Source organism: Sphingomonas sp. GW821-FHT10F09 (genome assembly GCF_058809195.1).
Genome location: NZ_JBXASI010000001.1, coordinates 665,550 through 691,365, shown reverse-complemented (window position 1 = coordinate 691,365; position 25,816 = coordinate 665,550). Strand labels below are relative to the sequence as shown.

Annotated in this window: 25 protein-coding genes and 1 tRNA gene; 13 read left to right on the top strand and 13 right to left on the bottom strand. The window is 68.1% G+C overall.

The annotated features are described in order from the left end of the window. Positions 1-115 precede the first annotated feature (115 nt). The 7 genes from AC1RTO_RS03270 to AC1RTO_RS03240 form a co-directional block, all read right to left on the bottom strand. Complete coding sequence (locus AC1RTO_RS03270; protein ID WP_493159486.1) at positions 116-1,591, bottom strand: flavin-containing monooxygenase; 1,476 nt, start codon at positions 1,589-1,591, stop codon at positions 116-118. A 57-nt stretch (positions 1,592-1,648) separates the two neighbouring features. Beyond that, a complete protein-coding gene (locus AC1RTO_RS03265) occupies positions 1,649-5,890 on the bottom strand; it encodes a translocation/assembly module TamB domain-containing protein (protein WP_493159485.1) in 4,242 nt (1,413 codons plus the stop codon). Next, on the bottom strand, positions 5,890-8,127 hold the full coding sequence (locus AC1RTO_RS03260; RefSeq protein WP_493159484.1) for an autotransporter assembly complex protein TamA: 2,238 nt from the start codon (positions 8,125-8,127) through the stop codon (positions 5,890-5,892). Before AC1RTO_RS03260 ends, AC1RTO_RS03265 begins: the two co-directional genes overlap by 1 nt. Positions 8,128-8,312: 185 nt before the next feature. Next, positions 8,313-9,728, bottom strand: a complete 1,416-nt coding sequence (locus AC1RTO_RS03255; protein WP_493159483.1) for a coniferyl aldehyde dehydrogenase — start codon at positions 9,726-9,728, stop codon at positions 8,313-8,315. After that, positions 9,725-10,138, bottom strand: a complete 414-nt coding sequence (locus AC1RTO_RS03250; protein WP_293877941.1) for a hypothetical protein — start codon at positions 10,136-10,138, stop codon at positions 9,725-9,727. The genes AC1RTO_RS03255 and AC1RTO_RS03250 overlap by 4 nt, the downstream gene beginning before the upstream one ends. Next, entirely contained in the window at positions 10,135-10,890 is a 756-nt protein-coding gene (locus tag AC1RTO_RS03245; protein ID WP_493159482.1) for a prepilin peptidase, read from the bottom strand. The genes AC1RTO_RS03250 and AC1RTO_RS03245 overlap by 4 nt, the downstream gene beginning before the upstream one ends. A gap of 1 nt (position 10,891) precedes the next feature. Further along, on the bottom strand, positions 10,892-11,104 hold the full coding sequence (locus tag AC1RTO_RS03240) for a hypothetical protein (protein ID WP_493159481.1): 213 nt from the start codon (positions 11,102-11,104) through the stop codon (positions 10,892-10,894). Between the two features lie 183 nt (positions 11,105-11,287). Here AC1RTO_RS03240 and AC1RTO_RS03235 point away from each other — a divergent pair, with 183 nt between their 5' ends. After that, entirely contained in the window at positions 11,288-12,475 is a 1,188-nt protein-coding gene (locus tag AC1RTO_RS03235; RefSeq protein ID WP_493159480.1) for an acetyl-CoA C-acyltransferase, read from the top strand. Position 12,476: 1 nt separating this feature from the next. Here AC1RTO_RS03235 and AC1RTO_RS03230 read toward each other — a convergent pair whose 3' ends face one another. Together AC1RTO_RS03230 and AC1RTO_RS03225 are read right to left on the bottom strand one after the other, a co-directional pair. Beyond that, on the bottom strand, positions 12,477-12,917 hold the full coding sequence (locus tag AC1RTO_RS03230; RefSeq protein WP_493159479.1) for a hypothetical protein: 441 nt from the start codon (positions 12,915-12,917) through the stop codon (positions 12,477-12,479). A gap of 94 nt (positions 12,918-13,011) precedes the next feature. Beyond that, complete coding sequence (locus AC1RTO_RS03225) at positions 13,012-13,509, bottom strand: SH3 domain-containing protein (protein WP_493159478.1); 498 nt, start codon at positions 13,507-13,509, stop codon at positions 13,012-13,014. A gap of 99 nt (positions 13,510-13,608) precedes the next feature. Between AC1RTO_RS03225 and AC1RTO_RS03220 the strand changes: the two genes are divergently transcribed. Further along, a complete protein-coding gene (locus tag AC1RTO_RS03220) occupies positions 13,609-14,601 on the top strand; it encodes a 2-hydroxyacid dehydrogenase (protein WP_493159477.1) in 993 nt (330 codons plus the stop codon). Positions 14,602-14,693: 92 nt separating this feature from the next. Beyond that, positions 14,694-14,891, top strand: coding sequence for a YMGG-like glycine zipper-containing protein (locus tag AC1RTO_RS03215; RefSeq protein ID WP_293877931.1), 198 nt, complete (start codon positions 14,694-14,696; stop codon positions 14,889-14,891). A gap of 46 nt (positions 14,892-14,937) precedes the next feature. Here the strand turns inward: AC1RTO_RS03215 and AC1RTO_RS03210 are convergent, their stop codons facing one another. Together AC1RTO_RS03210 and AC1RTO_RS03205 are read right to left on the bottom strand one after the other, a co-directional pair. Next, a complete protein-coding gene (locus AC1RTO_RS03210) occupies positions 14,938-15,387 on the bottom strand; it encodes a nucleotidyltransferase domain-containing protein (protein WP_493159476.1) in 450 nt (149 codons plus the stop codon). 33 nt (positions 15,388-15,420) lie between these two features. Continuing rightward, positions 15,421-16,824: an NAD(P)H-dependent flavin oxidoreductase gene (locus tag AC1RTO_RS03205; RefSeq protein ID WP_293878492.1), complete on the bottom strand. Its 1,404-nt coding sequence runs from the start codon at positions 16,822-16,824 to the stop codon at positions 15,421-15,423. Positions 16,825-17,003: 179 nt separating this feature from the next. On the opposite strand from AC1RTO_RS03205, the gene AC1RTO_RS03200 reads away from it, so the two are divergent. From AC1RTO_RS03200 to AC1RTO_RS03175, 6 genes are all read left to right on the top strand, one after another. Continuing rightward, the gene (locus tag AC1RTO_RS03200) at positions 17,004-17,468 is read left to right on the top strand and encodes a hypothetical protein (protein ID WP_493159475.1); all 465 of its coding nucleotides are present in this window, start codon (positions 17,004-17,006) and stop codon (positions 17,466-17,468) included. Positions 17,469-17,540: 72 nt separating this feature from the next. Then, positions 17,541-18,506 (top strand): cytochrome c oxidase subunit II, encoded by a 966-nt coding sequence (gene coxB / locus AC1RTO_RS03195; protein WP_493159474.1) that lies wholly within the window; start codon positions 17,541-17,543, stop codon positions 18,504-18,506. Further along, positions 18,503-21,013: a cytochrome c oxidase subunit I gene (ctaD, locus tag AC1RTO_RS03190; protein ID WP_493159473.1), complete on the top strand. Its 2,511-nt coding sequence runs from the start codon at positions 18,503-18,505 to the stop codon at positions 21,011-21,013. Before coxB ends, ctaD begins: the two co-directional genes overlap by 4 nt. Further along, the gene (locus AC1RTO_RS03185; protein WP_493159472.1) at positions 21,010-21,387 is read left to right on the top strand and encodes a hypothetical protein; all 378 of its coding nucleotides are present in this window, start codon (positions 21,010-21,012) and stop codon (positions 21,385-21,387) included. Before ctaD ends, AC1RTO_RS03185 begins: the two co-directional genes overlap by 4 nt. Continuing rightward, the gene (locus AC1RTO_RS03180; RefSeq protein WP_493159471.1) at positions 21,384-21,965 is read left to right on the top strand and encodes a cytochrome c oxidase assembly protein; all 582 of its coding nucleotides are present in this window, start codon (positions 21,384-21,386) and stop codon (positions 21,963-21,965) included. The genes AC1RTO_RS03185 and AC1RTO_RS03180 overlap by 4 nt, the downstream gene beginning before the upstream one ends. Beyond that, positions 21,962-22,999 carry a c-type cytochrome gene (locus tag AC1RTO_RS03175; RefSeq protein ID WP_493159470.1) on the top strand — a complete coding sequence of 346 codons (1,038 nt, stop codon included), beginning with the start codon at positions 21,962-21,964 and terminating at the stop codon, positions 22,997-22,999. The genes AC1RTO_RS03180 and AC1RTO_RS03175 overlap by 4 nt, the downstream gene beginning before the upstream one ends. Before the next feature lie 37 nt (positions 23,000-23,036). On the opposite strand, the gene AC1RTO_RS03170 is transcribed toward AC1RTO_RS03175, so the two are convergent. Further along, positions 23,037-23,126 (bottom strand) — tRNA-Ser (locus AC1RTO_RS03170). Positions 23,127-23,255: 129 nt separating this feature from the next. Between AC1RTO_RS03170 and hspQ the strand changes: the two genes are divergently transcribed. From hspQ to AC1RTO_RS03150, 4 genes are all read left to right on the top strand, one after another. Then, positions 23,256-23,651, top strand: a complete 396-nt coding sequence (hspQ, locus tag AC1RTO_RS03165; RefSeq protein WP_493159469.1) for a heat shock protein HspQ — start codon at positions 23,256-23,258, stop codon at positions 23,649-23,651. A gap of 138 nt (positions 23,652-23,789) precedes the next feature. Next, positions 23,790-24,086 (top strand): 50S ribosomal protein L21, encoded by a 297-nt coding sequence (gene rplU / locus AC1RTO_RS03160; RefSeq protein ID WP_017979337.1) that lies wholly within the window; start codon positions 23,790-23,792, stop codon positions 24,084-24,086. Positions 24,087-24,117: 31 nt separating this feature from the next. Further along, positions 24,118-24,387 carry a 50S ribosomal protein L27 gene (rpmA, locus tag AC1RTO_RS03155; protein ID WP_037534549.1) on the top strand — a complete coding sequence of 90 codons (270 nt, stop codon included), beginning with the start codon at positions 24,118-24,120 and terminating at the stop codon, positions 24,385-24,387. 171 nt (positions 24,388-24,558) lie between these two features. After that, the gene (locus AC1RTO_RS03150) at positions 24,559-25,104 is read left to right on the top strand and encodes a GNAT family N-acetyltransferase (RefSeq protein ID WP_493159468.1); all 546 of its coding nucleotides are present in this window, start codon (positions 24,559-24,561) and stop codon (positions 25,102-25,104) included. On the opposite strand, the gene AC1RTO_RS03145 is transcribed toward AC1RTO_RS03150, so the two are convergent. Then, complete coding sequence (locus AC1RTO_RS03145; protein ID WP_493159467.1) at positions 25,101-25,769, bottom strand: YoaK family protein; 669 nt, start codon at positions 25,767-25,769, stop codon at positions 25,101-25,103. The genes AC1RTO_RS03150 and AC1RTO_RS03145 overlap by 4 nt on opposite strands. Between the last annotated feature and the right edge of the window lie 47 nt (positions 25,770-25,816).

Here is a 25,816-nt window from a genome sequence, read left to right as displayed (position 1 = left end):
TCCCGATCCTGTTGCCGTGATATACTCGCGGCACGACCAAGCGGTCCGCATGGTGCGCTGACGCTGTCTGCATGAGGCAGGCGAATCGGGGACGCGATGTCCCCCGACCCCAGCCCTAAGCCGCCAGTCTCCCCGCCTTGGGTGCCGGATTCCCGAACACCATATCGTCGTCCACCGACCCCAGCCGTAGCGCCAGCACGTCCAGCGCGTAATTCTGGTTGAGCTTCCACGGCTTGCGCGAACCCTGTTTCGGCAGCGTGTGTTCCGCGCGCTGGATATACCCGGAACTGAAATCGACGAACGGCTCGGTCGCCATGGTCGAATCGCTGTTGTGCGGCGTCGCCTGTCGCAGGCCGCGCTTCTTCATCGTGTTGAGCAGGCGACAGACGTACATCGCCACCAGGTCCGCCTTCAGCGTCCACGACGCATTAGTATAACCGAACGTATAGGCGAGGTTCGGCACGTCCGAGAACATCATCCCCTTATATTGCAATGCCTTGGACAGATCGATCGGCACACCGTCCGTGCTGAAGCGCACGTCGCTGAGCAATTGCAGTTCGAGGCCGGTCGCGGTGACGATGACGTCCGCAGGCAATTCCTCGCCCGAATGCAGCCGAATGCCGGATTCAGTGAAGCCCTCGATCGTGTCGGTGACCACCGACGCATCGCCACGCTTGAGGCTTTCGAACAGGTCGGCATCCGGCACGAGGCACAGCCGCTGGTCCCACGGATTGTAGCGCGGGGTGAAATGCGTATCGACGTCATAGTCCGGGCCGAGATGGTCGCGGACCATGCCGATCAGGCGCTGCTTGAACTTCTCCGGCCGCTTCTTTGCGATGCGATAGAAGACCATACTGGTCAGCACGTTCTTCCAGCGGGTGACGCCGTACGCCGCCTTGGCGGGCAACTTGGTCCGCAGCCAGTTGGCGATCTTGTCCTCCCCGGGACGGGAGACGACATAGGTCGGCGATCGCTGCAACATGGTGACGTGCGCGGCCGTCTTCGCCATCTCGGGCACCAGCGTCACCGCGGTCGCGCCGCTGCCGATCACGACGACGCGCTTGCCGGCATAGTCCAGATCATCGGGCCACAATTGCGGGTGGACGATGCGGCCGCCGAAACGCTCGGCACCGGCGAACTCGGGCGTGTAGCCCTTGGTGTAATTGTAATAGCCCGAGCACATGCACAGGAAATTGCAGGTAAAGGTCAGCGGTTCACCGTCGGGTCCGGTGACCTCGACCGTCCAGCGTGCGTCCTCGGTCGACCAGGCGGCGCTGGTGACGTGGTGGCGAAAGCGGATGTGACGGTCGATGCCGTACGTCCGCGCCGTCTCCTCGACATAGGCACGGATCGACGGGCCGTCCGCGATCGATCTGGCCGCCGTCCAGGGATGGAAAGAGAAGCCGAGCGTATGCATGTCGCTGTCGGATCGGATACCCGGATACCGAAACAGGTCCCATGTTCCGCCCAGCGCCGCCCGCCCCTCGAGGATGACATAGCTGCGGTCCGGGCACCGCGTCTGCAGGTGATACCCCTGGCCCACGCCCGAAATACCGGCGCCCACCACGACCACATCGACATGCTCGGCCATCGGCCCCTCCACCATACCCGTTATTCGGTTTAGTGGAGAGACCTACCCTAATCGCCCTCAATAGTCTTTCGAATATTTCAGTCGGGCGTCGGACCCGCCCGCCGAACCGGTCGAGGTAAGCAGGCTCAGCGCCCGCGTCAGCGCGATCTCCAGCTGCGTCGCGGTAAAGCCGCGGGCGTCGGTGACGATCTCGACATAGATGTCGTCGGTCAGGTACTTGCCCGCCGCCAGACTGGTGCCGCGCCCGCTAGCCTCGTCGGCGCCCAGCACTCGCAACCGGTCGAAACCGGTCGCCGAGCGCAGCTTGCCGAGCGGGTTCAACCCGCCGCCGCCGGATCCGCGCAGCGAGTTGAGCGCGCTCGCCAGCTGGATCGCCTCGGTCGCCGACAGGTTTTCCGGGTTCGTCCCGAACAGCAGGCGGCTGAGCACTTCGTCCTGCGGCAGCGCCGGCGTCGAGGTGAAGGCGATCTGCGGACGCTGGCCGGTGCCGGTGACCGCGATCAGCGCGGTGATGCCGTTGACCGTGGTCGATGCCTGGATGTTGATATCCGGGTCGGTCAGTGCGCCGCCACGGAAGCGGATCGTGCCACGCGTCACCTCGAAGCGCTTGCCGGCGAAGGAATAGGTGCCGCGCACGAGGTCCAGCCCGCCGGTGATGACCGGCGCCGCCGAAGTGCCGCCGACCTTCAGGTTCATCTCCCATTCCGATTCGAGGCCCATGCCGGACACGAACAGCTGGTTTTCCGCACGCACCGTCAGGTCGAGCCGGATCAGGCTGACCGGCGCCGGCTTTGCCCGGTCGGTCGGGCGCGGGGTGACCAGCTGGCTCTTGCGCCGGATGCCGGTCAGTTCCGGCACCTCCGCCGAACCCTGGCGGATGATCTGGTAGCGCGCCTCGGGCACGTTCAGGTTGCCCTGCAGCAGGCCACCATCGCGTCCATAGGTGAAGCGGATGTCACCCGACGTCGTCGCTGCCAGCGCGTCGCTCTTGGCAAGCTGCGCATTGTTGAGCTTCGCACGCAGGTCGATCGGGAAGCCGCTGTCCGCCGCCAGCCCGACGCTGCCCTGCGCCTGCACTGTGCCGTTGCCGGCGCGCGCGGTCAGGCTCGTCAGGTCGAGCCGGTCGTTGGTGAAGCGGGCGGCGATCTTCATCTGCGACAGGCGCGTCCCGAAGGTTTCGTTGTCATAGGTGAGGTTGTCCGCACGGATCAGCCCGTTGAGCCGCGGTGCCGCGACCCGGCCGGAGAAGTCCGCCGCGACCGCGATCGGCCCGGTCAGCTGCTGCTCGGGCAGCGCGGCGAGGCTGAACAGCACCCCCGACGGACCGTTGTAGCGGATGCCGCCCGACAATGGCGCCTGCATCAGACGGGTCGTCCACGATCCGGCGCCCGGCGGCAGCGGCCGCAGCGTTGCGAGCATCCGGCCGATCGTGTTCGGCCCACGCTTGACCAACGCCCGCGCCTCGCCCCCGTCGGGAACGAGACGGCCGACGAACTGGACGTCGACGGGCTCCGACACCGCGGCAAGGCCGGTGCGCTGGAAGCCGGCGATCGTCATCCGCGCATCGGCGGCGGGAATGGCGCTGCCCTGCTGGCGATAGTCGAGGCTGCCGGTGACCGCGCCCGACAGGCCGAGGTTCGGCACGAACGCCGACAGCATCGACAGGTTGAGCCGATCGAGCCGCGCCTGCGCCGCGGTCACGCCGCCGCCGAACGATCCCGCGACCCGCGCCGAACCGGCGGTCGGCCCCTGACCGAAATCGATCCGCGTCGCGGCGAGGCGATAGGCATTGCCCGCCGCGGTGATCCGCGCCGGATTGACGGTGCGGAACGGGATGTTGTTCGCCTGCCCCTGCGCGGCGACGAGGTAATTGCCCGGCGACAGCTGCGCGTTGAGCGCGATCCGCAGCGGCACGCCGCTCGATCCGGTCAGCAGCGCCTGCGCGGTGCCGCGGCCGCCGACATAGTTCACCTTGGCGCGCATCGCCTGGATGACGAACGCATTGTAGCGCGTGTCGGCGACCTGCACGTCGGCGATCACCTGCGGCGCCTTGGGGAACATGACGACGTTCGCATCGACGATCGCGCGGCCGATGTTGAAGTCGGCGATGCCCGGGATGCTGGCGTTGTAGGCGCGCGCCGCGACGTCGGCACGCTGGTAGCCGCCCTGGTTGCCGAGGCGCACGTTGCCGCTGACGCCGCGACCGGCGAATTGCAGCGCACCGGCGAACGGCCCCGCCGCGGTGGCGGCGATGCGCCCGCGCGCGGTGATGCCGGCGAGGACGACCCGATTGACGTCGACGGTCAACTGCGGGCTCGGACGCACCAGCACGTCCGCGGTGAACGGTCCGTAGTCGGTGCCGCCGGTTGCGGTGACGGCATAGGCCCCGCCCCGCCCGACGACGCGCGCATTGAGATCGACGAGGCCGATGCCGACGCCCGGGCGTGCCGCGCGCAGCACGACGACGGGCGCATCGGCGCTGCCGGTGACGCGCGCGGACAGCGGCCCATATTGCGTCGAATAGGCATCGGCATTGACCAGCACGCCGCCGTTCGCGGGGTTGAACCGACCCTCGCCGCGCGTGATGCGGAACTGCGGCGCGTTCATCCGCAGGTTGCGGAAGGTGACGATGCCCTCGGGGCTGTAGCCGATGTCGCTGCGGACGATCGCATTGCCGCCCAGGAAATCGCGCACGCCGCTGTTGAACAGCTGCTTCGTTTGCGCGACGACGCGCCCGGTGATGCCGAACCCGCCATTGGCGCCCGGCACCAGCTTGGCGTCGGTCGACAGGTCGAGGATGCCGATGCTCTCCAGCCGGTAGTTGTTGACCCGGCCCTTCAGCGCGCCGGTGTAGCGGCCGGTCTGCGTGTTCGCGACGACGATCGCGGTCGCATCGATATTGTCCGACCGGATCCGCAGATTGTCCGACAGGATGTTCGGCATCGAAATGGCGAAGTCGCCCTCGATACGGACGTTGTTCGCCAGCCCGCCGACTGCGGCGTTGAGGCCGGTGATACGACGCGCGCGCGCCTTGACCGGTACCAGGATGCGGTCGGCGTTCACCCGGGCGAGGCCCTCGGCATAAACGTTCTCGACCGTCGTCGTGCCGAAGCCGATCGCCGCGGCGTTGATCTTGTAATCGACCGTCGGCGTCCCGAAAGCCCCGTCGAGCACGACACGCGCCATCACGTCGCGGCCGCGCAGGTTGGGCGCGATCGCCCCGGGGGTGAGCAGGCGCGCGTTGACCGCGAAATTGCCGAACGTGTTGTTGGCAAGGTCGATCAGCCCCCCCGCATCCACCGCCAGCGCATCGGACTTCAGCGTCAGCCGCGTATCCGCCTTGCGGTCGTTGAGCGTGGTATCGAGCGCCAGGTCGAGGCGCGGCGCGGTCAGACGCTCGACCGGCCCCTGCAGGTACAGGCCTGGCGTCGCGAAGCCGCGCACGGCGATACGCCCGTTGCGCGCGGTGACGTCGAGGTCGGCGAGTTGCCCGCCGCCCAGCGTGGCGCGTGCCTTGCCCTGCCACGCCTTCCAGCTGCCGCGGCCGTCGACGGTCGCGGTCAGCGGCGCCTTGAGCGCCCCCATCGTGGCGACGACGCCGCCCACCGGCGCGTCCAGTTTCAGGTCGATGTCGAGCTGGTTGCGCTCCGGCACCGCGTCGAGCTTCAGGTGCAGCGTATCGCCCCCGGCGACACCGGCACCGCGCAGCGCCGCAGCATCGGTGACGAGCTGCGCGCGGCGATCGGCGATATGCACCGCGCCGTCGATGCGGACGATATGCGTCTCACCGGTCACCGGCTTGGCCAGCACCAGCCGGCCGACGTGCAGGCGGTTCACGTCGATATCCAGATCGGGCAGCAGCGGCGCGTTCGGGTCGCTCGGCGTCTGCTTGAGTTCGGGTCGGCGCGCGAGCGTGACCAGTTCGGTCGACAGCGCGCGCACGTCGACGTGATTGTCCACGAACGCGAACGGGCGCCAGTCGACGCTCAACCGCGGGCTGGTGAGGAACACGCCCTTGGGATCGGCGACGCGCACGTCGGACAGGACCATCCGGCCATAGAGGGATCCATCGATCCGCCCGACCTTGATGTTAAGGCCGGACGCGGTCGTATAGCCGCCGATCCGGTTGGCGACGAAGCGGCGGCCGGGATCGGTGTTGATCCCCAGCACGACCGCCCCGACCAGAATGACAAGGCCGAGGACAAGGAACAGGATCCACTTGAGGATGCGCTGCCACAGCGGCCGCCTGGCCACGACGGCGGCGTCGGTCGTTTCGGTCACGGGCGTGTCCTGCGCCATCAGAATGCCTGCCCGATCGAAATGTAGAGCGCGACCTTGCCGTCGCCGGGCCGCGGGTTGAGCGGGGTCGCCACGTCGATGCGCATCGGCCCGAAATTGGTGTAGAAGCGGCCGCCGATGCCGGCGCCGAACTTCAGTTCGGACCCCTTGGGCAGGCTCGATTCATAGCTGTTGCCGGCGTCGACGAACGGTACGATGCCGAAATTGCCGAACCGGTAGCGCGCCTCGAGCGCGAATTCGTTGAGGCTGCGGCCGCCGACCGGATCGCCGTTGGGATCGAACGGCCCAAGCCGCTGATAGCCATAGCCGCGCACCGATCCGCCGCCGCCGCCGTAATAGCGGCGCGAGGGCGCGAGATCGTCGCGCGCGATGCCCTGGATCGACGCGGCACGCGCGCGTCCCGCGATCACCAGGCTGTTCGACACCGGATAATAAAGCGTGCCCTCGATCTGCGTACGGACATAGGGCTTGAACCCGCCGCTCACCGCGCCTTCCGGGCTGACGTTCAGGCGCAGGCGATAGCCGCGCGTCGGGTTGAGCAGGCTGTCGGACGTGTCCCATTCGACCTGCCCCGGCAGCGCGACGATGCCATAGGTCCGGCGGACGTTCCGCCCTTCCGTGAAATCGTAGACGCTCTCGTTGGTGCCGACGAGTTCGCCGCCGTAATAATAGGTGAATCGCTTCTGCCAGATCGGCGTCGAGACATAGCTCCAGCGCGCCGACAGCGTGCCGGTGAACGCGTCGAAGGCGTCGTAATTCTGGTGGACCGCGCTGGCGATCGCGGTGAACGTCTTGTCACGCCGGCCGGCGTTGGAGCGGCGGAAGGTGCCCGAAGCGCCCTGTTCCTGCGTACCGGCGACGACCGTGCCGATCAGCGCTCCCTCCGGCGGGAACAGGTTGCGGTGCGTCCAGCTACCCTCGGCCTTGAAGCCCTGCCCGGTCGAATAGCCCGCGCTGCCCGCCAGCGTCCGTGCCGGCCCCTTGCTCTGGCGGACGAGCAGGTCGACCGCCTCGGTGCCGTCGGCATTGGTGCGGCCGGTCCGCTGCGGCTCGACCGAAACGCTGGAGAACAGGCCGGTCGCGACCAGCGCGTCGCGCAAATCGTCGCGCTTGCGACTGTCGTAGAGGTCGCCCGCGTCGAACCGCGGGAAGACGTTGAGATGCTTCAGGTCGAACACCGGGTCGCCGGTGGTGACGAGGTTGCCGAAGCTGGACCGCGGACCGGTATCGACCGGCAGCGTATAGGCGCCGGTCGCCTTTTCCGACTGGTCGTCGAGCAGGATGTCGCGATCGCCGAGCTTGACGAAGGGATAGCCCTGCTGCGGCAGGACGAGGCTGACGTTCGCCTCCGCGCCCTGGATGCGCGCCGCCTCGATCGGATCGCCGACGCGCAACGGCAGATTGCGGCTGAGCAGGTCCGGCGGGGTCACCGGCTGCGCCTCGATCACCACCGACGACAGCGTGTAGAGCCGGCCCGGCGTTGCGGTCACTGTCGCGCGCAGGCGACCGGCCTTGGTCGCATCGGCGTTCGGCACCGTCTCGACCATCGAGATCGCGGTGCCGTCATAATAGCCCAGCGACTTCATCAGCCGCACCGCCAGCGCCTCGTCCTCGCGCGCCCGGGCGGCGACCTGCGTCGCATTGGCAGCCTTGCCGCCGCCTTCCTGCAAGGCCGACAGCGACTTGAACTGCGAGGCGAGATCGAGCTTCTCCAGCCCCTTCAGCTCGGTGTCGTAGCGGATTTGCGGCGCGTCGGCGTCCTTGACGTCGGCCACCGTCTGCAGCGGCGCCGAATCAAAGGTGCCGAGCGGCTGGAGCGGCTGCGCCAGCTCCGGATTTTCCGCCGCGGGGGGCGGCAGCGTACCGTCCGGGTTGACCAGCGGCTGTTGCGCCACGGTCGATCCCGGCGTCGGCGTCGTTTGGGTGGCGGGGGACGTCGTTTGGGCAGCCGAAGACTGGGCCGGCATCGGTTCGAGCGGCGCATTGATGTCACCGCTCAGCGGCGGCAGCGCGGCATTGAATTCGCTGTCGGGAACGATCGGCGCGTTACCATTGGGGTCGGTGACGCCGGTCTGGACGCCATCGGCCGGGGCCTTCGCCTTGTCGCGCTCTACCTTGGGCGCATCCGGCCCTCGAGCCGGTGCAACGCCCTGCTGCTGGTTGAATTGGCCATATGCCGGGGCCGCGGCGACCAGAGCGATGGCAAGCCAGTAATGTCGTCCGGTCGATACTCGCACGCGTGTCCGTTCCCCTTTGTGAGAGCGTTCGCGTTCGAATCCACCCCCAAGCACGCCGATAACGCCGCCGCCCGCATCTTGGTTGCATCGCAGCGAGGACTTTTGTCGCAACTGCCCGGATTTCCGCTGGGCGATCAACGGGATGGGAGGCGGCCTATTTGTACGACATGCTGTCGTCGGTAGAATCAGGCCTTCATCTGCCGCTTTATCGACGCTGCCAGCGCCTTGCCGTACGGCGGTTTCAGGCCGGCGATCTTCGCGACGTCGAGCCGCGCCTGTTTGAACACCGCCTTGGCATGGCTGAAGGTCCGGAACCCGTCGACGCCGTGATAGCTGCCCATCCCCGATGGCCCGACCCCGCCGAACGGCAGGTCCTCCATCGACACGTGAAAGACGACATCGTCCAGCGTCACCCCGCCCGAGATCGTCCGGTCGAGCACCCGGCGGCGCTCGTCGCCATCGCGGCCGAAATGATAGAGGCCGAGCGGGCGCGGACCCTTATTGACGCGCGCGATCGCCGCGTCGATCCCGTCGTAGCGGACGACCGGCAGGATCGGCCCGAAAATCTCCTCCTGCATCAGCACCATGTCGTCGGTGACATCGGTGACGATGTGGAGCGGCATTTTCCGGCCGTTCGAGTTGCTGAAATCCTCGTCGGCGGGATTGACCGTCTCGATCCGGGCACCCTTCGCGCGGGCGTCGTCGAGCCAGTCGCTCAGCCGCCGGTGGTGGCGGTCGTTGATGATCGCGGTGTAATCGGGGTTGGCGAGCAGCGTCGGATACATCGCGCTCGCCGCCGCCTTCAGCCCGTCGACCAGCGCGCGTTCCTGCGCGGCGGGGACGAGAACGTAATCGGGCGCGAGGCAGATCTGCCCGGCATTGAGCATCTTGCCGAGCGCGATCCGCTCCGCCGCGCGGGCTAGGTCGACATCCGCGCCGATGATCGCCGGGCTCTTGCCACCGAGTTCGAGCGTCACCGGCGTCAGATTGTCCGCCGCGGCGTGGAGGATATGGCGGCCGACCCCGGTCGCGCCGGTGAACAGCAAATGGTCGAACGGCAGCGCGGCGAACGCCTTGCCGACCTCCGGCCCGCCGGACACGAAGGCGAGTTCGTCGGGCGCGAAATAGCCGCCGACGACCTCCTCGAACAAGGCCGCGGTGGCCGGGGTGAATTCGCTCGTCTTCACCATTACGCGATTGCCCGCGGCAAAGGCGCCCGCGACAGGCCCCATCACGAGGTTGACCGGGAAATTCCACGGCGCGATCACGCCGACGACGCCCTTGGGCTGATATTCGACCCAGGCCCGGGCACCGAGCAGGCCGAGCGGGAACTGGACCGCACGCCTCTCCGGCCTCGCCCAGCCATCGAGCTTCTTCAGCGCGTGCGCGATCGGCGCGATCGATCCGCCGATATCGGTCAGCATCGACTGGTCGCGGCTGCGATGGCCGAAATCCTCGCTCAACGCGTCGCAGAAGCGGACGGCATGGTCGCGGATCATCGCCGCCGCGCGCGTGAGGCGGTCCTTGCGCACCGCGAGCGTCACCGGCAGTTCGGCCATGAAGGCGGCGCGCTGCGCCTCCAGCAATGCGTCCATCGTCATGCGCGGCATCCGATCAGTCCGGCGACGGGGACGACGATGCCGTCCTGCCCCGGCCGGTCGATTTGCAACGACCCCGTCGGCACCTTCGCCCCCGCGGTCAGCCCCTCCTGCTGGACGATATCCATCGTCAGCCGCGCGGTGATGTCGTCGCGGCGATATTCGGCGGCGTCGGCGAAGCCGAGCTTGCCCGGCCCGTCGCCGGCGCTGCGCGCGAGATCGATCGTCCGGCCGCCGATCGCGATGCGGATCGTCGCCGGATCGGCGGTCGCCATCGCGACCAGCTGACGGTCGGTCGCGCTCCACAGATAGGCGGCGCACCCCTTGTCGGGCAGTTGCTGGCGGCCGATCGCCCCCAACACCGGGGCGGCGGGGGCGGCCTGGGCCGCGACGGCGAGCAACAGCGCGATCATGACGCGAGGGATATCATGGCGATCCACGCAGGGTAAGCCGCCACCGCCAGCAGCGCGCCGAACGGCAGAGCGGTGTCGCGGGCGATGCCCCGGCCGGTCAGGTGCGCGAACAGCGCCACGCCGAGTCCGATCAGGCTGGCGATCACCAGCACCGCCGGCAGCATCCGCCAGCCGAGCCAGAGCCCGATGGCACCAAACAATTTGGGGTCGCCGCCGCCCATGCCGTCGCGCCCGCGTGCCGATTTATAGCCCCATGCGATCAGCGCGAGGCTCGCGTAACCGGCGACGCCGCCGATCAGCCGGTCGATCAGCGGCGGGTCGAGTCCCGCGGCTCCCGCCGCCAGCCCGGCTGCGGCGAGCAGGCCGGTCAGCCGGTCGGGTAGCCAGAATGCGCTGAGGTCGAGCGCCGCGAGCGCGAGCAGCAGCCAGCCGAACACGGCCCCGGCGATCCCGTCCGCATCGGGTGCGACGATGCCGGCAGCCAGACCGATCCCCAGCGCGGCCAGCTCGATTCCCGCATGCCGCGGATCGATTCGCGCGCCGCAACCCCGGCAACGCCCGCGCTGCACGGTAAAGCTCAGCAACGGCACCAATTCCCCCGCGCCCAGCGTCCGCCCGCACGCATCGCAAGCGGAACGCCCGTGCATCACCGATCGCCCCTGCGGCCAGCGGATCACCAGCGCGGCGATGAAGCTGCCGAAGATCGCCCCCGCAACGCCCAGCGCCAGCGGCCAGACGACGGCCGCGCTCATGTCAGGCTTCGCCGGGGTCCGGTTCGCGGATCAGATAGCGATAGACGCCCAGCACATCGATGCCGAGCAGCACGATGTTCTGCGACCCCAGCGCCCAGTCGCGCATCAGGACCGCGCCGGTGATCCACGCCACCGCCGACAGGCAGAACAGCACCATCGCCCAGCCGGTATCCCGGCGTCCCCAGTCCAGCGCGACCACGCCGGCGGCGATCATCCCGCTGATCGATGCAAACCACCGTACTGGCTCGATAAATTCTTCCATCTTCGCCCAGCGCACGGCGCTGCGGATCGATCCGGCGGGATTCCCTATGTGCAGGACAGACTCGGGCCGGCGCGCTCATTGCCCCGCCCTGCCCCGCATCCTAGATTGCTGGCAACCCAAAACACCGGAGAGCCCATGTCCACCGATCCCGTCGTCATCCTCGGCTATGCCCGCACCCCGATGGGCTCGTTTCAGGGCGCCCTCGCCGGTGCATCCGCGACGGAACTCGGCGCGGCGGCGGTGAAGGCCGCGGTCGACCGGTCCGGCGCATCGGCGGCAGCGATCGAGCGCATCTACATGGGTTGCGTCCTGCCCGCCGGCCTCGGCCAGGCGCCGGCGCGGCAGGCGGCGATCGGTGCCGGCCTCGGCACGCATGTCGAGGCGACGACGGTCAACAAGATGTGCGGGTCTGGTATGCAGGCGGCGATCCTCGCCGCGGACGCGCTCGCCGCCGGCTCGGTCGAGATGCTCGTCGCCGGTGGCATGGAGAGCATGACCAACGCACCCTATCTATCGAAGAAGCATCGCGCCGGCGCGCGCATCGGCCATGACACGCTCTACGATCATATGTACCTCGACGGGCTCGAGGACGCCTACGAACCCGGCAAGCTGATGGGCAATTTCGCCGAAGATACCGCGGCCGACTATCAGTTCACCCGCGCCGCGATGGACGATTATGCGATCGAATCGCTCAACCGTGCGCAAAAGGCGCAACGGGCGGGCGCCTTCGACCGAGAGATCGTCGCGGTCGAGGTGAAGGGCCGCAAGGGCAGCACCAATGTGTCGCTCGACGAACAGCCCGCCAAGGGCGACGTCGCCAAGATCCCGACGCTGAAGCCCGCCTTTTCGCGCGACGGCACGATCACCGCCGCCAACGCCTCGTCGATCTCCGACGGTGCCGCGGCGCTGGTGATGACGCGCGCCAGCGTGGCGGAGCGGCTGGGGCTGACGCCGATCGCGCGCGTCGTCGCGCATGCCGGGCATGCGCACGATCCGGCGAAGTTCACCACCGCGCCGGTGTTCGCGATGCGCAAGGCGATGGAGCGGGCCGGCTGGAGCCGCGACGACATCGACCTGTTCGAGGTCAACGAGGCGTTCGCCGCGGTGTCGATGATCGCGGTCCACGACCTCGGCCTCGATCCGGCGCGGCTCAACGTCCATGGCGGCGCCTGTGCGCTCGGTCACCCGATCGGCGCGAGCGGCGCGCGGATCCTCGCGACCTTGCTGTCGGCGCTGCAGACGACCGGACAGAGACGCGGGCTCGCGTCGCTGTGCATCGGTGGCGGCGAGGCGACCGCGATGGCGGTGGAACTGATGCAGTAGCTCAGCGGCGATACAGGTGCGAGACGTCCGACTTGCTGCCGTGCAGGCGGACGACCTGCCCGCCCTCGCACACCGGCGCGGCGATCAGCCGCAGCCACCGCTGGCCCGCGTCGTGCGGAAAGACCGAGACGTCCAGCGTGAAGCCGCGGCGATGGCGGATGGCGTGCGCGCGCAACCGCTCCATCGCCACCCGCGACGCCTCGGCATAGAGCGCGACGGTCGCACAGCGCGCAGGCGCCGCATGCTCGGGCAGGCCGAACAGGCGAAACACCTGGCGCGACCAGCTGAGGCGATTGTCGGCGAGATCACAGGCCCATAGCCCCGGCGTCGCATCCGGCGAAACGAACCGGACGGCCGCACCGTCCGCGGCGGGTGGATCGTCGAGCAGGCGCCCCAGATCGAACCTCTGGTCGGCCTCGGCCAACGGCCAGCTGTGATGCATTTGAAACGGTTCGGTTGGCGTCACGATCGTGGCCCTTCGCACGGGGAGCGCGATCGCTACCGTCCCGGTCCTAACATCCGGTTAGGGTCCCGGATCACGGCAGCCGTTCGCTGCCCTCGACGCCCCACAGGTCGGCGACCTCGACGAAGCCCGCCTGCCCCTTCACGTCGAGCCGGCACCATCCGCCGCCGCATTCGGACAGGCGCCCGACCACACCCGGCGCGGCGCGCCACAACAGCTTCGCCCCGGCCGACGGACGCGCATACATCTCGACCGGCTGCGCGCTCCGCACGATCCCGGTGCGGCGCTCGCTGAGCAGCGCGGCGAGCATCCAGCCCTGCGTCCCGTCGGGGTCCTCGACCTTGCGCCATTGCTTGAACGTCGCGATCACCCGCACCGGCAGGTCGGCGCGCTGGTACAGCCAGCTCGCCGGATAGGTCTTGTCCGGCCCGGTGCGCATCCGCGCGCGGCCGGCGTTGATCGACGCAAAATAGGGCAGCGTCTTCCTGGCGTCGGCGGCGCTCGCACGGCCGTCCGCCGTCACCATCGCCAGTCCGGCGATGGCCATCGCGCCCAAAGCCCAAAACCGCATCGTTCCTGTCCTTTTCCTCTGCGCCCTCTCTAGCGCGGCGCGGATGAACAGCAACGATCCGTTGACGCCCGCCGCGCGCTTCGCCAAGCCGGTGGCGCCATGTCAGATTCCCGCCGCACCCCCAAGGTCGTCGTGACCCGCGAACTCGCCGATACGGTGATGGACAGGCTGGAGGCGCTGTTCGACACCACGAACAACCGCGGCGACGCCCCGCTGACCCGCGATCAGCTTGCCGCGGCGATGGCGGATTGCGACGTGCTGGTGCCGACCGTCACCGACGAGATCGACGCCGCGTTGATCGCCGGCGCCGGCGAGCGGCTGCGCCTGATCGCCAATTACGGCGCGGGCGTGAACCACATCGCGCTGAAGGCGGCACGCGCACGCGGCATCATCGTCACCAACACGCCCGGCGTACTGACCGAAGATACCGCCGACATGGCGATGGCGCTGATCGTCTCCGTCCCGCGCCGGCTGGCGGAGGGCGAGAAGCTGGTGCGGTCGGGCGAATGGCATGGCTGGAGCCCCGGCGGCATGCTCGGCCATCGCATCGGCGGGAAGGCGCTGGGCATCGTCGGCATGGGTCGCATCGGCCAGGCGGTGGCGCGCCGCGCCCGCGCGTTCGGCCTGTCGATCCATTATCACAATCGCCATCGCCTGCCCGCGGTGGTCGAGGCGGAGCTGGGCGCGACCTTCCACGCCGATCTCGACGCGATGCTGGCGGCGGCGGACATCGTCAGCATCCATACGCCGCTCAACGCCGACAGCCGCGATCTGATCGACCGCCGCCGCATCGGGCTGATACGGCCCCACGTCTATCTCATCAACACCTCCCGCGGTGGCATCGTCGACGAAGCCGCGCTGGTCGACGCGCTGGAGGCCGGCCGCCTCGCCGGCGCGGGGCTCGACGTATGGGAGCACGAACCGCGCATCGATCCGCGCCTGCTCGCACTGCACAACGTCGTGATGACCCCGCACATGGGCAGCGCGACGCTGGAGGGGCGGCAGGCGTCGGGCGAGCGGGTGATCCAGAACATCCGCATGTGGGCGGATGGCCACCGCCCGCCCGATCAGGTGCTCGAAGGCTGGGCGTAACGCCCGCATCGTTCGTGATAAATGATTGCTGAACGGAAACCTTTGCTGCGCCGCGACATTACCCCCGCATCCCCGCAACGAAGGAATTAGCCATGTCCATCAAGCCCATCGCCGCCACCGCCCTCCTGCTCGCCTCCGCCGTCAGCCTGTCGGCCTGTTCGACGCTGAAGGGCGCAGGGATCGGTGCAGCGGGTGGCGCGGGCGTCGCCGCGGCGACCGGTGGCAGCGTCGAAAAGGGCGCCGCGATCGGCGGCACCGGTGGCGCGGTGGTCGGCACGGTCGCCGACTGACGAGGTTCGGGAGCGTCGAGCGCCTCAACCCGGCGCTCCCGTACATCTACAGCGCGGCGAGCAGACGCCTGCGCTCGATATCCTTGGCCCGGCCGAACCGGGTCAAAATTGCCATCAGTTCATCGCGATCCGGCACGTACACGTCACCCAAGGCAATCCGGGTGACGGGAACCAGCGGTTGCCAAGCGCCGCCTTCGCAGATCGCAAAGCCCCCCATGATCTCGACCGTGCGGTCGGACCGGGGCCAGCGCGCGAAGATTCGGGACCGGAACAGCGGATGCGGATCAAGCCGCTCCGCCCTCAGTCCCAATCGCGACACCAGGTCAGCTGCATCCTTTTCGCCGACCAGCAGATCGATATCGGCGACATCGGTCACGGCGCCATGCAGCGCGACCGCGGCGCTGCCGATCACCCACCACGGACCACGGGCGTCGCGCATCACGGCAGCGACCGCCGCCAGCGCCGTCGCGACACCCGTCTCAATCACCGGCGTCACGCCAGTATGCCGGCGGTGCGACCGCCGCCACACTCAGTCGCCGGTCAGGATGCGATCGACCAATTGCTTCACGCTCGGCACGAAGCCGTTGGAATAGAAGGGGTCGCGCTTGAAGTTGTACGCGGCATGGCCGGCGAACATCAGATTCTGGTCGACGTCGCCGCCATGCGCGATGTCCTGCAGCGTCTTCTGGATGCAGAAGCTGCGCGGGTCGGCGAGCCGCCCGGTCGAATTGGTTTCGGTATCCGCCCAGCTCGAGAAGGAGCATTGCGACAGGCAGCCCATGCAATCCGCCTGATCCTTGCGGATGATGCCCTTTTCGGTCGGCGACACGAACACCAGCGTATTGTCCGGCGTCTTCAGCGCGTCGGTATAGCCCTCGCCGAACCATTGCCGCGCGCGCAGCAGGTCGTTGCGCGTGACCCAGAAGTTCTTGCCCTTCACGCCGACGTCGAGCTGGAAGACGTGGTCCCCCGCCTCCTGAGTCGAAAAGGCGATCTGGCGTTCCGAACGCGCTTCGAGGTTGCGCAGGAACGGGTTGCGCACCGCCGACGAATAGAAACCGGTCGGCGAAAAGCGGTGCAGCAGCACCTCGCCTTCCTCGATCTGCGTCAGCCGGTCCTTCCAGTCCTGCGGGATCGGGCTCTCCTGCGTCAGCAGCGGCCGCGTGCCATATTGGAAGGCGATCGTGCCGAGTTCGGGATTGTCGATCCAGTCGTTCCAGTCGCGCAGATACCAGACGCCGCCCGCCATCACGATCGGCGTCGTGTCGGGGATGCCGCCCTCGCGCATCACCGCGCGCAGCTCGGCGACGCGCGGGAACGGATCCTGCGGCTTCAGCGGGTCTTCGGCGTTGGACAAACCGTTATGCCCGCCGGCGAGCCACGGGTCCTCATAGACCACCGCCGCCAGCCAGTCCGCGGCCTTCGAATAGGCGCGCTTCCACAGCGCGCGAAAGGCGCGGCCCGAGGATACGATCGGCAGGTAGGACACGCCGTAGGACGCGGTGATCTCGGACAGCTTGTATGGCATGCCCGCACCGCAGGTGACGCCCGACACCATGCCGCGGGTGCGTTCGAGCACGCCGTGCAGGATGCGCTGCGCTCCGCCCATCTCCCACAACACGTTGATGTTGATCGCGCCCTTGCCGCCGGAAATCTCGTGCGCGCGCTGCACCTGCTGCACGGCGCCTTCGATGGCATATTCGACCAGTTCCTCGTGGCGTTCGCGGCGGGTCAGCGCCTTGTAGACCTGGGGGATGATCTTGCCGTCGGGGTCGTAGCTGTCGGCGTTGACGGCGGATACCGTACCGATCCCTCCGGCGGCAGCCCAGGCACCGGCGGAGGCGTGGTTGGTCGCGGCGACGCCCTTGCCTCCTTCGACCAGCGGCCAGACCTCACGGCCATTGTACACGATCGGCTTCAGGCCCTTGAACACGGAAAACGTCACCTCATCCCGGGGGGTAAATACGACCGGCTATACAAGAAGGATGCGGTGATGCGAAGGAATTGCGATCCGCACCGGAATGCCATGGTCGCGACGGCGGCACCGCTTAGGCGTCGGTTAACCTCGTTCGTGCACAGCAGTCGCCAGCACATTGATAGGGAATCTGACCGATGGGGGTCCTCGACCATCTGATCGCGCCGAAGCGGCCGAAGCGCAAGACGCTGGCCGCGACGCTGCGGTCGCCGCTCGGCGCGCTGCTGCTGCCGCAGTTCGAGCGGCTGCACCTGCCCGCCGGCGAACTGCCGCACGACGGGCCGACCGGCTCGGCATGGTCGCGCGGCTATGTTCTCGGCGCGGCCTGCGCCTCGCTCCAGCACCAGAGCGCGGCACCGGCGAGCGATCACGAATGCTTCACCATCGCCCACACCGCCTTCGCCATGACCTATGGCGAGGCGGAGGCGCGCAGCCTGCTTGCCGCGACGGTCGCTGCCGCGGAGGCGCATGAACCGGAGATCGAGGACGGGCTGATGCAGGGCGCCAGCGACCTTGCGCTGGTCGCGTCGGGCGGGGCGAACGACATGCCGCTGCACTTCGCGACCCGCAACGGCGAGGAACTTGCCGCCGCGGGTCAATAGACGGAAACACTTCGTCACAACAAAACGCCCGGAAAAAACGAACCGTTCCGGACCCGACGCGTTACGATGCGGATGAGGGGGCTCAGAACATCGTCGCTCGGCGGCGCAGCCATGCTGCTTGCCGGCTGCAACACGCATCAATCGACGCTCGCGCCTTTCGGCGCGGACGCGGCCGATATCCGTTATTTGTTCCTCATCATGCTCGGCGGTGCGCTGGTGATCGCGATCGCCGTCGCCCTGCTGATGCGGCATGCGGTGCGCGCGCCCGAGGGGGAGCTGACGCACGCCGGCGGCATGCGGCTGGTGTTGTGGCTGGGCGGGATCGTGCCGACGGTCGTACTGCTCGGTCTGCTCGTCTATTCGCTCCCCTATATGAAGCCGCGGCCGGTCGGCCCCGCCGACCTCACCATCGCGGTCGAGGGCGAGCAATTCTGGTGGCGCGTCGTCTATCGCCCGGCCGGTGCCGCTCCGGTGGAAACCGCCAACGAGGTACGCGTCCCGGTCGGGCGCACCGTCGCCTTCCGCCTGAGCGCAGCGGACGTCGTTCACAGCTTCTGGATACCCGGCCTCGGCGGCAAGATGGACATGATCCCCGGGCGCACCAACACGCTCGTGGTGCGCGCCGACAAGGCCGGGCGCTATCGCGGCCAATGTGCCGAATTCTGCGGGCTGAGCCATGCGCTGATGGCGCTCGACGTCGTCGCGATGCCGCCCGCCGCCTTCGACGCCTGGCTCGCCGACCAGCGCCGGCTCGCCACCGCGTCCGGCGAGGGCGCGGCGCTGTTCGCCGCCAACGGCTGCAACGCCTGCCACGCCATCCGCGGCACCTCCGCGACCGGGCGGATCGGCCCCGACCTCACCCATTTCGGCGCGCGGCCGACGCTCGCCGCGGGCATCCTGCCGATGACCACCGCCAATGTCGCGGCCTTCATCCGCCATCCGCAGGCGACCAAACCCGGCGTGCGCATGCCCGCCTTCCCGCAACTGTCGCAAGGTGAGGCCACCGCCATCGCCCGCTATCTCCAGGGCCTGAAATGAGCCTCCACGCGCAAGACGATCCGCAGCTTCGCCGCGAGCAGGAAGCGCGCCTGCGCGAGGTGTGGAAGCCACCCTCGGGCTGGTTCTTCCGCTGGACCGACGTCAACAACAACCGGATCGGCGTCTGGTACACGCTGACCGCGTTCGGCTTCATGCTGTTCGCCGGCGTGCTCGCGCTCATCATGCGCACGCAGCTGGCGGTGCCGGACAACGACCTCGTTTCCGCGAACACCTTCAACCAGCTGTTCACGCTGCACGGCTCGATGATGATGTTCCTGTTCGCGGTGCCGATGTTCGAGGCGGTGTCGATCATCCTGCTGCCGCAGTTGCTGGGCGCACGCGACCTGCCCTTCCCGCGTCTGTCGGCGTTCGGTTACTGGAGCTTCCTGCTCGGCGGCATCTTCGTCGGGGGATCGATCTTCTTCAACGCCGCCCCCGATGGCGGCTGGTTCATGTACCCGCCGCTGACGACGCGCACCGACCTGTCGGGCCTTGGCGCCGACATCTGGATGCTGGGCCTCAGCTTTATCGAGGTGTCATCGGTCGCCGCCGCGGTCGAGCTGATCGTCGGCGTATTGAAGTGCCGTCCGCCGGGCATGCGCCTCAACCTGATGCCGCTCTACGCCTGGTACATCCTCGTCGTCGCGGTGATGATCCTGTTCGCCTTCCCGCCGTTGATCGCGGGCGACCTGCTGTTCGAGATGGAGCGGCTGCTCGGCTGGCCGTTCTTCGACGCGGCGAAGGGCGGCGATCCGCTGCTGTGGCAGCACCTCTTCTGGATCTTCGGCCACCCGGAAGTCTATATCGTCTTCCTCCCCTCGATCGCGCTGTTCGCGATGCTGATCCCGACCTTCGCGCAGCGGCATCTGCTCGGCTATCCGTGGATCGTGCTCGCCGCGGTCGGCACCGCCTTCCTGTCGTTCGGCCTGTGGGTCCATCACATGTTCGCGACCGGGCTGCCCAAGATCAGCCTCGCCTTCTTCTCGGCCGCGTCCGAAGCCGTCGCGATCCCGACCGGCGTACAGATCTTCGCCTTCATCGCGACGCTCTGGGCGGGCAAGGTCAAATGGTCGACGCCGCTGCTCTATGCCTCGGGCAGCCTCGCGATCTTCGTCATCGGCGGCCTGACCGGCGTGATGGTCGCGATCGCGCCTTTTGACTGGCAAGCGCACGATACCTACTTCATCGTTGCGCATCTCCATTACGTGCTAATCGGCGGCACCTTGCTGCCCCTGTTCGGCGGCCTGTATTATTACTGGCCGCTCATCACGGGCAAGAAGCTGAGCGACCGGCTCGGCCGCATCGCCTTCTGGATCATGTTCGTCGGCGTGAACCTGACCTTCTTCCCCATGCACCTGTCGGGGCTGGAGGGGATGCCGCGCCGCGTCTTCACCTATCCCGCCGACCTCAACATCGGCTGGCTCAACCTCGCCTCGACTGCGGGATCCTATCTGTTCGCCACCGGCGTGCTGGTGCTGGTGATCGACCTCGCGCTGTCGCCGACGCGGAAGAAGGCAGTCCGCAATCCGTGGAACGCCGGCACGCTCGAATGGCTGGCGCATCCGGACGACGAGGACTGGGGCATCCGGTCGGTGCCGCTGATCGAAAGCCGCTACCCGATCTGGGACCAGCCCGGTTTCGTCGCCAAGGTCGACGAGGGCCGCTTCTTCCTGCCCGATGCCGAGGAAGGGCGTCGCGAGACGATCATCACCTCCGTCCTCGATGCGAAGCCGGTGTCGGTGATTCGGCTCGGCACCCCCAGCGTCAAGCCGATGATGACCGCGGTCGCGCTTGGTGCGGTTTTTATCCTCACCACCTACCACCTCTACCTGCTGTCGGCGCTCAGCGGTGTTGTGACGCTTGCCTGCGTGCTCTGGTGGCTGTGGGACACGGCCGAGATCCCGGAAAAGCCCGAAAAGCCGATCGGCCATGGCATGCATATGCCGCTTTATATCTCCGGCCCCGCCGCGCCGGGCTGGTGGGCGATGTTCATCACGATGATGGCGGACGCCACCGCCTTCTCCGGCCTCGTCTTCGGTTATTACTTCTACTGGACGATCCACCCCGATTTCGGCGCCGGCTTCGACGGACCGGGCAGCTATTGGCCGATCGTCGCGCTCCTGCTGTCGCTCACCAGCTGGGCCGCGACGCTCGCCGCCCGTGAAGTCCACACGCGCGGCGCAGTGCAACCGGCACGCGCGTTGCTGGTCGCCGGTGCGGTCGCCGCGTTCGCCAGCCTCGCCGTGGGCTTGCGCTGCCTCGACGGGCTCGATCCGAAGGCGAACGTCTATCCGGCGATCGTCTGGGTGCTGGTGATCTGGACCGTGGTCCATGCCGCGGTCGGCGCGATCATGCAGCTCTACACGCTCGCGCGCAGCCTGGCCGGCCGCATGGACCCCGCGCATGACGCCGACCTGCGCAACATCACCGTCTACCAGCATTTCTTCGCGCTGACGGCGCTGGTCGCCTATCTGACGATCGGCCTGTTCCCGGAGGCGGGGCTGTGAGGCGCTGGTTGCGGCGCGCGCGCGACCTGCGCGTCACGCTGTGGACGTTGATCGTCCCGCCGACGACCTGGGCGGTGCATTTCCTGTTTTCCTATCTGTGGGCGGCCGTGTCCTGCGCGAAGCTGGGCAGTTGGGCGCGCTTCCCCACCGCCTTCGCGATCGGGACGGTGGCGGCGCTGCTCGTGATCGTCGCGGCAGGGCTGATCGCGTGGCAGCAGGCGCGCACCCCCGGCGCACCGGCCCCGCACGACGAGGGCACCGAAATCGATCGCCTGCGCTTCCTCGCCTATTCGACGTTGCTGCTGTCCGGGCTGAGCTTCATCGCGGTGCTGTTCACCGCCGCGCCAGTCATCGTGCTGAGCGATTGCCGATGAAACCGCCGATGCTCGTCGCCGGCCTCGCGCTGCTGCCGATCGGCTGGACGCTCAGCCGCTACGGCATGTCGGGCCATATGGCGGCGCATATGATCGCGGTCGCGATCGCCGCTCCGTTGATTGCGATCGGCCTGCAGGGCGGCCGGTGCGATCCGGCCATGCGCTGGCCGCGACTCGCCACCCCCCTGCCCGCCGCGCTGATCGAGGCGATCATCGTCTGGGGCTGGCATGTACCGACACTGCGCAGCCTCGCTGCGCATCATCCGCTGGCACTGGTCGTTGAACAGGCCAGCTTCCTCGCCGCAGGACTGCTGCTCTGGTCCGCCGTCCTTTCCCCGCGCCACCGCGCCGCCGGCGTCGGCGCCCTGCTCGTTACCTCGATGCACATGACCCTGCTCGGCGCGCTGATCGGCCTCGCCCCCCGGCCCCTGTACATGCACCACGGCCCCGACGCGCTCACTGACCAGCACGTTGCAGGCGTCGTCATGCTGCTGGTCGGCGGCATCGCCTATCTCGTCGGCGGGCTCGCGATGCTCGGCCGCCTGCTTCAGACCCGCCCGGAGGCACCCGCCGCATGACGATCCGCATCACCTGGGCGCGCGCCATCGTCACGCTGGTCGGGCTCGGCGCAGCGGGCCTGCTGTTCGCCTGGTCCGGGCTGTTCAATATCGCCGCGTCCAGCGGACATTGGCCGATCACCGACTGGTTCCTGCACTGGACGATGCGCAATTCGGTGCGCACCCATGCCGCCTTCACCAGCCCCGACGATCCCGCCGACGCGACCGGGCTGGTCAGCGCCGCGGGCCATTTCGCCAATGCCTGCGCCGTCTGCCACGGCGCGCCCGGGGTGAAGCCCGCGCCGGTGATGCAGTCCGCCACGCCGCCCGCGCCCGACCTTGCCGTCAACGCACGTGAATGGAGCGACAAACAGCTGTTCTGGATCCTTCAGCACGGCGTCAAATACACCGGCATGCCCGCTTGGGCGGTGCAGGACCGCCCCGACGAGGTGCGCCGCATGGTCGCCTTCGTTCGCAGCCTGCCGGGCATGACGCCCGCGCAATACAGGGCGCTGGTGAACGAGGCGAACCTGGGCGCCGACCTCGCCGCCTGCACCGGCTGCCACGGTACCGACGGCAAGGGCCGCGGCGCGCCCGACATTCCCGTGCTCGGCGGCCAGGACCCCGCCTATCTGCTCGCCGCGCTCAAGGGCTATGCCGACGGCACCCGCTCCAGCGCCGTGATGCAACAGGTCGCAATGCGCATGGCACCCGCCGCCATGGCCGACACCGCGCGCCGCTTCGCCGCGATGCCCGGCCTCGGCGCGGCACCCGCCGGCAACGCCGACGCCGCCAGGATCGTGACGCAGGGTATCGCCCGCATCCAGCTGCCCGCCTGCGCGAGCTGCCACGCGCCGGGCAAGCCCTACCCCGTCATCGCGGGCCAGCGCGCCGACTATATCGCGCAGCGCCTGCGCCACTGGCAGGGCGATGACACGATCGTCGACGCGCGCAAGAGCGCGGCGACGATGCCCGTCATCGCGCGCCGTATCCCCAAGGACATGATCGATCCGGTCGCGCGCTATCTCGCGGGGCAGACCACAGCGACGCGCTGAGGCGCATCGCGCCGGATCTACCGATCGGTAAAGAAAGTGGCGGAGAGGGAGGGATTCGAACCCTCGGTGCCCGCAAAGGCACGCCGCATTTCGAGTGCGGTACAATCGACCACTCTGCCACCTCTCCGCAGAAGACGTTTCCAGGGGCCGCGAAGGCTCCGGTCGGTCGGTCGAGGGCGCGCCTCTAACGGGTTCGTTTTCAGGAGGCAAGCACCCTTGCGCTTGTGCAGCGCAGAAAGACCACTAAATTGCCAGCATGCCCCGCCACGATCCTATCGGCACGTCCTCCGGCGTCACGTCACCCCATATCGGGATCGACGCGCCTGCGATCGCGCATGCGCGATTTTCGATCGGCGAGGTCGTCCGCCACCGCCTGTTCGATTTCCGCGGGGTGATCTTCGACGTCGATCCGGTCTTCGCCAATACCGACGAATGGTATGAGGCGATTCCCGAGGCGGTGCGGCCGGACAAGGACCAGCCCTTCTACCACCTGCTCGCCGAGAATATGGAATCGAGCTACGTCGCCTATGTCAGCCAGCAGAACCTGGTGCCGGATGAAAGCGACGAGCCGATCGATCATCCCGCGATTCCCGGGCTGTTCAACGAATTCGCCGACGGACGGTACGCCTTGCGTCGCGAGCATCGCCACTAGGTCGTTCGAAATCCGCCCCCGCCGCAGAATCACCGCGGCGGGAGGTTGACAGGCTGGCGGCTTTTCCTTAGCTGCCACCCCTCATCCCGCCGGGGTCTACCCGAGCGGGCGCAAGTTTTTTGGGAAGTGACTAGAGCCATGTTCGCAGTCGTGCGCACGGGCGGCAAGCAGTATCGCGTCGCCGCCGGAGACAAAATCGTCGTCGAGAAGCTGGACGGCGAAGCCGGCGCATCGATCACGCTGGGTGACGTCCTGCTCGCGGGCGAAGGCTCCGAGCTGAAGAGCGTCGAGGGCCTGACCGTCGCCGCCGAGATCGTCGCACAGGCGAAGGGCGAGAAGGTCATCGTCTTCAAGAAGCGTCGCCGTCACAATTACCGCCGCAAGAACGGTCATCGCCAGAACCACACGATCCTCAAGATCGTTTCGGTCGGCTGAGCCCAGCGCAGCGAACAGGAGTTAGAGCAGCATGGCACATAAGAAAGCAGGCGGTTCGTCGCGCAACGGTCGTGATTCGGCCGGCCGTCGTCTTGGCGTGAAGAAGTTCGGCGGTCAGGAAGCGATCGCGGGCAACATCCTCGTGCGTCAGCGCGGCACCAAATTCTATCCGGGCGCCAACGTCGGCATCGGCAAGGATCACACCTTGTTCGCGCTCGTCGACGGCCGCGTGGCGTTCCACGAGGGCAAGCTCGGCCGTAAATTCTGCTCGGTGCAGATTATGGCGGAAGCCGCCGAATAATCGGGTAACCAGACGGGTTGCCCACCAGGGTGACCCGGGTTCCTCGGCAGCGAGGGACCAGCCAACAAGGGAGACGGGTCCGCCCCGGCTCCCTTTTTTCTTGCTCCCCAACCCTTTGTCCCTGCCGCGTCACAGGCGCGTGGCAGCGGCGTGGCCAAGGAGAGAGCAAGAATGTTCGCCAGAACCAACAGATTGACGCTGCGGCCCGCATGGCCAGAGGATGCGCCGGCGCTGGCGCGGGCGATCGGCCACGAAACGGTCACCCGCATGCTGATGCGCGTGCCCTTCCCCTATGCCGTCGCCGACGCGGAGGCGTTCTGCACCCTGCCGCGTGGGGCGCACGAACCTCGATTCCTGATCGAATCGCACGATGGTGCGGCACCGGCATTGATCGGCGGCATCGCCATCGACGATCAGGGCGGCGGCGACATGCTGCTCGGCTATTGGCTCACGCCATCCGCATGGGGACGCGGCTATGCGACCGAGGCGGGCCGTGCGGTCGTCGACATGGCACGGCATGCGCTGCCGCTGCGCCGCCTGACCGCCTGGCATTTCGCCGACAATCCGGCATCCGGAGCAGTCCTGCGCAAGCTCGGCTTCCGCGCTTCGGGCAAGACGGTGATGCGCGAATCGGCGGCACGCCGCGAGGCGGCACCGGCGGTCAGCTACGACCTCGACCTGGTCGACCGATGCGAACCGATGCCGATCGCCGCCTAGGCGGCCGCGCCCTGCCGTACCGCAAGACGGTCGGCGGGGCCGAGCCATACGGCATAGAGCGTCAGCAGCGCCGCACCGCCGGCGGCGGCGGCGATCGCCGCGGTGCCGAAGCGTGGATAGACCAAAGCGCCGACCAGGGCACCCACGACGAGGCCGCACCAGAGCAACAAATAGGGCAGCCACGCCCAGCGCGGTCCGCCGAGCACCGCCATCGCCAGCCGCTGCGCGAACTTGACCAGTGCGCCGGTCATATAGGTGACGCCGACGCTCACCTCGCCGTCATGCTGGAACAGGGTGTTCGCCATCCCCATCCCCGCGGCGAGCAAGGCGGTGGTGACGCCGGCCGGCACGCGTGCATCGGTCGCCGCCGCCCCGGCGAGCAGGATCGCGACCCCGATCATTGCGGCAGGCTTGCGCCACGGGCCCGCCATCGCGGACACGATCGTTCCGACCACCACCCCGCCGACGAATGCCGCGATCAGTCCCGCGGCGATGCCCGCCACCGCTGCCTCCGTCGCCAGTCCGACCGCAAGCCGCGTCGAATTGCCACTCATGAATGACACGAACAGCCCGCCGAGCTTCAGGAATCCGATCGCATCGACATAGCCGGCGAGGCCGGACGTCGCTGCACCAAGGATCCAGAAGCGTTTCGCATATCGGGTCATGCCGCGACCCTAGCGCCTTTGCCGCCGGCGATTGAAGCCCGACGGCG

Bases quoted from the DNA above. Each gene is read 5' to 3' on its own strand.
- AC1RTO_RS03270 (WP_493159486.1), bottom strand. From the start codon at position 1,591: ATGGCCGAGCATGTCGATGTGGTCGTGGTGGGCGCCGGTATTTCGGGC.
- AC1RTO_RS03265 (WP_493159485.1), bottom strand. From the start codon at position 5,890: ATGGCGCAGGACACGCCCGTGACCGAAACGACCGACGCCGCCGTCGTG.
- AC1RTO_RS03255 (WP_493159483.1), bottom strand. From the start codon at position 9,728: ATGACGATGGACGCATTGCTGGAGGCGCAGCGCGCCGCCTTCATGGCC.
- AC1RTO_RS03250 (WP_293877941.1), bottom strand. From the start codon at position 10,138: ATGATCGCGCTGTTGCTCGCCGTCGCGGCCCAGGCCGCCCCCGCCGCC.
- AC1RTO_RS03245 (WP_493159482.1), bottom strand. From the start codon at position 10,890: ATGAGCGCGGCCGTCGTCTGGCCGCTGGCGCTGGGCGTTGCGGGGGCG.
- AC1RTO_RS03240 (WP_493159481.1), bottom strand. From the start codon at position 11,104: ATGATCGCCGCCGGCGTGGTCGCGCTGGACTGGGGACGCCGGGATACC.
- AC1RTO_RS03235 (WP_493159480.1), top strand. From the start codon at position 11,288: ATGTCCACCGATCCCGTCGTCATCCTCGGCTATGCCCGCACCCCGATG.
- AC1RTO_RS03230 (WP_493159479.1), bottom strand. From the start codon at position 12,917: ATGCATCACAGCTGGCCGTTGGCCGAGGCCGACCAGAGGTTCGATCTG.
- AC1RTO_RS03225 (WP_493159478.1), bottom strand. From the start codon at position 13,509: ATGCGGTTTTGGGCTTTGGGCGCGATGGCCATCGCCGGACTGGCGATG.
- AC1RTO_RS03220 (WP_493159477.1), top strand. From the start codon at position 13,609: ATGTCAGATTCCCGCCGCACCCCCAAGGTCGTCGTGACCCGCGAACTC.
- AC1RTO_RS03215 (WP_293877931.1), top strand. From the start codon at position 14,694: ATGTCCATCAAGCCCATCGCCGCCACCGCCCTCCTGCTCGCCTCCGCC.
- AC1RTO_RS03200 (WP_493159475.1), top strand. From the start codon at position 17,004: ATGGGGGTCCTCGACCATCTGATCGCGCCGAAGCGGCCGAAGCGCAAG.
- coxB (WP_493159474.1), top strand. From the start codon at position 17,541: ATGAGGGGGCTCAGAACATCGTCGCTCGGCGGCGCAGCCATGCTGCTT.
- ctaD (WP_493159473.1), top strand. From the start codon at position 18,503: ATGAGCCTCCACGCGCAAGACGATCCGCAGCTTCGCCGCGAGCAGGAA.
- AC1RTO_RS03180 (WP_493159471.1), top strand. From the start codon at position 21,384: ATGAAACCGCCGATGCTCGTCGCCGGCCTCGCGCTGCTGCCGATCGGC.
- AC1RTO_RS03175 (WP_493159470.1), top strand. From the start codon at position 21,962: ATGACGATCCGCATCACCTGGGCGCGCGCCATCGTCACGCTGGTCGGG.
- hspQ (WP_493159469.1), top strand. From the start codon at position 23,256: ATGCCCCGCCACGATCCTATCGGCACGTCCTCCGGCGTCACGTCACCC.
- rplU (WP_017979337.1), top strand. From the start codon at position 23,790: ATGTTCGCAGTCGTGCGCACGGGCGGCAAGCAGTATCGCGTCGCCGCC.
- rpmA (WP_037534549.1), top strand. From the start codon at position 24,118: ATGGCACATAAGAAAGCAGGCGGTTCGTCGCGCAACGGTCGTGATTCG.
- AC1RTO_RS03150 (WP_493159468.1), top strand. From the start codon at position 24,559: ATGTTCGCCAGAACCAACAGATTGACGCTGCGGCCCGCATGGCCAGAG.
- AC1RTO_RS03145 (WP_493159467.1), bottom strand. From the start codon at position 25,769: ATGACCCGATATGCGAAACGCTTCTGGATCCTTGGTGCAGCGACGTCC.